This window comes from Streptomyces regalis (genome assembly GCF_001509475.1).
Lineage (GTDB): Bacteria > Actinomycetota > Actinomycetes > Streptomycetales > Streptomycetaceae > Streptomyces > Streptomyces regalis.
Genome location: NZ_LLZG01000156.1, coordinates 1 through 4,045 on the forward strand (window position 1 = coordinate 1; position 4,045 = coordinate 4,045).

Annotated in this window: 3 protein-coding genes; 2 read left to right on the forward strand and 1 reads right to left on the reverse strand. The window is 72.4% G+C overall.

Annotation, left to right across the window (positions count from 1 at the left end; translation table 11 throughout):
* Positions 1-167: 167 nt before the first annotated feature.
* Entirely contained in the window at positions 168-923 is a 756-nt protein-coding gene (locus ADL12_RS20275; RefSeq protein ID WP_062704088.1) for a TIGR03089 family protein, read from the reverse strand.
* 117 nt (positions 924-1,040) lie between these two features.
* Here ADL12_RS20275 and ADL12_RS20280 point away from each other — a divergent pair, with 117 nt between their 5' ends.
* Positions 1,041-2,564 (forward strand): peptidoglycan recognition protein family protein, encoded by a 1,524-nt coding sequence (locus tag ADL12_RS20280; RefSeq protein ID WP_425265128.1) that lies wholly within the window; start codon positions 1,041-1,043, stop codon positions 2,562-2,564.
* A 142-nt stretch (positions 2,565-2,706) separates the two neighbouring features.
* Complete coding sequence (gene manB / locus ADL12_RS20285) at positions 2,707-3,789, forward strand: mannose-1-phosphate guanylyltransferase (protein ID WP_062704090.1); 1,083 nt, start codon at positions 2,707-2,709, stop codon at positions 3,787-3,789.
* The last annotated feature ends 256 nt before the right edge of the window (positions 3,790-4,045 follow it).

The window sequence follows — 4,045 nt, forward strand, 5'->3', positions numbered from 1 at the left end:
GGTGACGGGGGCCTCCGGCGGCGGGGCGGGGTGGCTGCGGTGGCGGGGCCTGGGATGCCTGCGGCGGCCTGGTGCGGTGGGGCGGGGGCCTGCGGACGCAGTCATCCCGCGCCGGGCCGCGCGGGACGCCGCACCCGTGACCCGGCCCAGTCGGCGCAGTCGCCCGGCTACCTCGCCGTCGCCGTCACCCGTTCGCTCTCGATCCGCTTGGCCAGGGACTCCTCGTCCAGTGACTCGAGGTGTCGGCACAGGACCACCGAGCCGCCGGTCGCCAGGGGCGCGAAGAGGCCGGCGTCGAGGCCCTCCCAGGTGTCGTAGGGAAGGGCCGACAGGATTCGTGAGCCCGGTCCCGTGAGGCCCAGCTCCGTCGCCTCGGCGCGGGCGCGTTCGACCACCTCGGCGCCGCTGAACTCCCGGCCGGCCACGATCAGGGCAGGATCCTCGGGGTCGACCGGGGCGTACGGGGCGAAACGGTCACCCTGGCTCGGCACTTCCACGGCGTAGTCGGCAAAACCGGCCGGTGGCTGCGGGAAGCGGCCCCCCAGCGGCCGTAGCGCCAACGCGACCCGCTCACCCCGGCACGCCCGCGCGGCCTCCAGCGTGTCCGGCCCGCTCACGACCACGTCGGCCGCAGCCGGATCCCCGCCCACGTCCGCGATCGTGCCCACCGACGAACACGCCAGCAGCCAGACCGCCGTCTGCCAGTGCGTGGGCAGCAGGAGCGTGACGCGGTCACCCGGCCCGGCCCCCAGGTCGCCCTGGAGCAGATTCGAGGTCTTGGCCACCCAATTGGCGAAGGTGGCCACGGACAATTCGATGCGTTCCCCGGTGGCGTCGTCGTAGAAGGTCACCAGGGGGCGTCCGGGATCCGCGGCGAGCGCGGAACGCAGCAGGTCGGCAGGGGTGCGATCGGTGGCGTTCACCCGCGCAAGCGTACGCGGACCCGCAGGCGCACACCCCCCGTCGAGGGCACCCGGCCACCACCGGTTCGGGCGAACGGGGCGTCGACACTCCGTCAACTCCCAAATGGACAGCTTTGCATGACTATGTCCAACATCAGGGGTATGCGTGGATTCCTTGCTTCCTCGATTGGTGTCACGTGCGCGGCCGCTCTAGCCCTCCCGCTCACCCCACCCGCCGTCGCGTCGACCGCGAGACCGGCGCTCAGTGCGGAGGCGGCCACGCGCGCGGAGACGGTGGCCGGGCCGGCGGTGCGTCGGGGGGACGCCGAGTCGTACGTCCCCGGCAGCACCCAGTCGATGCCCCTCGCCCCGCTCACCCCCCTCGCCCGCGACCGCGTCGTCGGCGCCCCCGCCATAGAGGGCCTGTCCCCACGAGACGTACGGCACTTCTCCCTCGTCGGCGTCGTCTGGGACGACCCGGACGCCGAACTGCACGGCCGCGTCCAGGTCCGCACCCGCGCCGTCGGCACGGGCACCTGGTCCGGCTGGCAGGACGTCGAGACCCACAACGACGACCACTCGGCCGACCTGGGCAGCGCCGAACGCACCTCCGGCCGGGTACGCGGCTCCACGGCACCGCTGTGGGTCGGGGAGTCGGACGCCGTGGAGGTGCGGGTGACGGCACAGGCCACCGCCGAGGCCGGCTCCGAGGAGGGCGCCCGAGTGCCGGGCAGCGGGGACCCGACCCCGTCGGACGGCACCGCCGTCGTCTCTCCGCTCCCCGCCGGCCTGCGCCTCGAACTCGTCGATCCCGGCGAAGCCGCCCCCGCGCCGGACGACCCCGCGGCCCCCCGCCCCGGATCCCTGCAGTCCGAGACCGCCGAGACCGCCGAGGCCCTCGGTGCCGCCGCCGCCGACACCGCAGCCTCCGCCGCCAACGCCGAACTCGCGCCCCTCGGGGTCGCCCAGATCCCGGCCCTCGGCAGGGCCGAGTCCGAGCGGGAACTGCTGGCCCTGCGCGGTAACGAGTTGACGCAGGCGCAGCGGGCGAAGCCGTACATCGGGCCGCGCCCGCGCATCGTCACGCGGCGCGGCTGGGGCGCGAACGAGGGGTGGCGGGAGAGGCGGTTCGTCTACACGAGGAAGGTGAAGGCGGCCTTCGTGCACCACACGGCGACCGGCAGCAAGTACTGGTGCTCGCAGGTCCCCTCGCTCATTCGCGGTATCTACCGCTACCACGTCAAGAGCATGGGCTGGCGCGACATCGGCTACAACTTCCTCGTCGACAAGTGCGGAAACATCTACGAGGGACGCGCCGGGGGGATGGCGAAGCCGGTCCTGGGCGCCCACACTCTCGGTTTCAACACCAACAGCATGGGGATCGCCGTCCTCGGCAGCTACGGCTCCAGAAAGCCGACCGGCGCCGCGGTGAGGGCAGTGGCCCGCCTCACGGCTTGGAAGCTGGGCCTCTACGGGGCCAATCCGCGCGGAAAGACATACCTGAAGTCCGCCGGTGGCAATCTCTACCGAAAGGGAAAGAACGTACGACTGAATGTGATCTCCGGCCACCGGGACGGCTACTCCACGGCGTGCCCGGGACGCCAGCTCTACCGCAAGCTCGGCGCGGCCCGCGCCGCGGCGGCCCGCTACCAGGGCCGCTGAGCCGAGACGGGACGCATTCACCGCCGTCGGGGGACAAGAGGCGGAAAACCGCACTGCCGTCGAGGGCGCCGCACAACGGTCTGCATAAACTGGCCGGCCGAAAAACAGTACGGCCGGTCCCGGCAGGAAGCAGAGACGACAGGTGACAGAAGCGATCCTCCTGGTCGGCGGCAAGGGCACTCGGCTGCGTCCGCTCACCGTGCACACGCCGAAGCCCATGGTCCGGGCGGCCGGAGTCCCCTTCCTCACGCACCAGTTGGCGAGAGCGAGAGCAGCGGGCGTCGACCACATCGTCCTGGCGACCTCGTACCTGGCCGAGGTCTTCGAGCCGTACTTCGGCGACGGCTCCGCGCTCGGACTCCACCTGGAGTACGTGACGGAGGAGGAGCCCCTTGGCACCGGCGGCGCGATCCGCAACGTGGCCTCCCGCCTCCACTCCGCGCCCGACGACCCGGTCCTCATCTTCAACGGCGACATCCTGACGGGCCTGGACATCAGGGCGCTGATCCGCACGCACGAGACGACGGGCGCGGACGTCTCCCTCCACCTGACGAAGGTGACGGACCCGAGGGCGTACGGCCTGGTCCCCACGGACGACACGGGCCGAGTGACGGCGTTCCTGGAGAAGCCTCAAACCCCCGAGGAGATCGTCACCGACCAGATCAACGCGGGGGCGTACGTCTTCCGCCGCTCGGTCATCGACACGATCCCGGCAGGCCGCCCGGTCTCCGTCGAACGCGAGACCTTCCCCGACCTCCTCTCGGCCGGAGCCCACCTCCAGGGCATGGTCGACTCGACGTACTGGCTCGACCTGGGCACCCCCGCCGCGTTCGTCCGCGGCTCGGCGGACCTCGTCCTGGGCCGCGCCCCTTCCCCCGCGGTCCCCGGCCGCTGCGGCGACCGCCTGATCCTCCCCACCGCCAGGGTGGCCCCCGACGCCAAGCTGACCGGCGGCACGGTGGTGGGCGAGGGCGCCTCCGTCGCCGAGGGCGCCCGCGTCTACGGCAGCACGATCCTCCCGGGCGCCGTCATCGAACCCGGCGCGATCATCACCGACTCCCTCATCGGCACCCGCGCCCGCGTGGGCGAACGCTCCGTCCTCACCGGCACGGTCATCGGCGACGGCGCGATCATCGGCGCCGACAACGAACTGAAGGAGGGCGCCCGGGTGTGGTGCGACGCCCGGATCCCGGCCGGCGCGGTCCGCTTTTCGCCGGATCTGTAGGACACCGCGGGAAAGCCGTTCACCCCTTGAGGCCCGCTCAACATCCAGCCCGTCCGGCGTTTGAGGCCGAGCACGCCCATCCCGATCCCCCACCCACCCACACGGGGCTTCGCCTCAGGGTGCTGACGGTCACTTCTCAGCGCCGGTCCAGGCATTTCAGCCCGTCCGGCGTTTGAGGACGAGGCCCGTTCAGGGCCGATGGGGGTCCAGGGGGCAAAGCCCCCTGGCGGGGTCGAAGGGGCGGAGCCCCTTCAGG